This window comes from Bradyrhizobium sp. (assembly GCF_049581145.1).
Taxonomy (GTDB): Bacteria; Pseudomonadota; Alphaproteobacteria; order Rhizobiales; family Xanthobacteraceae; genus Bradyrhizobium.
Genome location: NZ_JBAURI010001111.1, coordinates 1 through 1,795 on the forward strand (window position 1 = coordinate 1; position 1,795 = coordinate 1,795).

Consider the following 1,795-nt stretch of genomic DNA (forward strand, 5'->3'; position numbering starts at 1 on the left):
GCTCGATACTGGTGTACTATGAAGCCAAGCATTTCAACCTGCAGGGCAAGATCAACGGATTTGTTCTCCAGCTGATCGCGGGCGTCGGCAAGCTTCGCGTGGCAAATGCGACGGCCCGCGCGTTGGCTCGCTGGTCGCGGCAGTTTTCTGTTCAGAAGAGATACTTCATTGCCTCTCAGCGAACGGACAACCTGCTGGCGGTCTTCGAGACCAGCTTTCCCATGCTGGCCACATTGGCCATCTTTGCAGTCGCCTCCCATACCGCCAGCAATCTCCTGACCGACCTTGGCGCCTTTCTCGGCTTTCTTGCTGCGTTCGGCCAAGCCACGGCGGCTGCCGGCAATTGGGCCTCAAGCGTGGGTGAATCGTTGGTGGCTGTTCCGCGCCTGACACGTCTGAGGCCGGTCATTGCCGCGGCTGTCGAGATTGAGGAAGACCGGCGAGCACCTGGACAATTATTAGGCGAAATCGAGTTCTCCGGCGTCACCTTCCGCTACATTGATGGCGGCCCGAAAGTTCTGGATGACGTCACGCTCCGAATCGCTCAGGGCGAATTTATCGCCATTGTCGGCCCATCTGGCAGTGGGAAATCGTCGCTCTTGCGTCTTCTGCTCGGCTTCGAGCGGCCCGAAGCCGGAAGCATTTTCTATGATGGGAAAGCGCTGAATACGCTTGATATCAGCGCCGTGCGGCGCCAGCTTGGCGTAGTCCTTCAGGATACCAGGCTGGCAACCGGAAGCCTCTATGAGAATATTTGCGGCGGCGTCGAACTGACACTGGACAGGGCATGGGATGCCGCGCGGATGGCGGCACTCGAAGCCGATATCCGGGAAATGCCGATGGGCATGCACACATTGGTCGCAGAAGGAGTCAATACGCTTTCGGGCGGCCAACGCCAACGCCTCCTGATAGCCCGGGCGATCGCCCGTTCGCCGCGGATACTCCTGTTCGATGAAGCGACAAGCGCGCTGGACAATCGAACCCAGGCGATTATCGGCGTCTCGCTGGAGCGGCTGAGTATCACGAGGGTTGTCATTGCGCATCGGCTCAGCACGATCCGGAATGCGGACCGGATTCTGATGCTCGCGGGCGGCGAGGTCGTACAGTCGGGCAGCTACAGCGAGCTCATGCGAACTGGGGGACTGTTCGCCGATTTCGCCCGCCGGCAGCTCGTCGAATAGCATCTGCGCCCGCAAGGACAGCCCGGGCGCCATAGGCCGTCGGCCCACATTGCCGCCATGGGTTTTGGCTGAGTGATGGAAATCACTGTGCATCTGAAAGAGCTGAAACACATTGCGCTGGTGACGGGCTGCAGATGCCCGACTTCCAGTGTCAACCACTCCTAGCGAACGGATGAGACCAGCAATGAACATTTTCCTCAACACCAGGGCGCATATCGATCTTGAAATGCGCGTCCTGACGACCGATCAGCTTGATAGTGTCAACGGTGGCGTCAAGGACCCCGAACCCGGCCAGATTGTGGTCGTCGGATGCACCACCCCTCCGCGAGGGTATCCGCCGGGGACCTTGGTCATAAACCCATGGCTCGGCCAGACCGAGCCCCACCCTGTCTTCTGAGGACGAGTCAAACCAGACCGAGCTTTCGTGAGAGCTACGAGCGACTCTCAACTCCGCCGCAGACGCACCTCCAACACTCTACGCAGAGTTCTATTCAAGGAATGGCGGCCAAATTGGCCGCCATTCCTTTTGACTTGAATATAACAAGCGCCCGCACGATCCGGCTGCCGACCGCTTCGAACGTCTTGCGCGCTCCTTTGTCTGCTTGCCGGAATTC

At 59.3% G+C, this 1,795-nt stretch carries 2 protein-coding genes; both read left to right on the forward strand.

Annotation, left to right across the window (positions count from 1 at the left end; translation table 11 throughout):
- Positions 1–1,181: ATP-binding cassette domain-containing protein (locus WCB02_RS35660; RefSeq protein WP_423966169.1), on the forward strand; the 1,181-nt coding region annotated here is incomplete at its 5' end.
- 184 nt (positions 1,182–1,365) lie between these two features.
- Positions 1,366–1,578 (forward strand): hypothetical protein, encoded by a 213-nt coding sequence (locus WCB02_RS35665; RefSeq protein WP_423966172.1) that lies wholly within the window; start codon positions 1,366–1,368, stop codon positions 1,576–1,578.
- Positions 1,579–1,795: the final 217 nt, after the last annotated feature.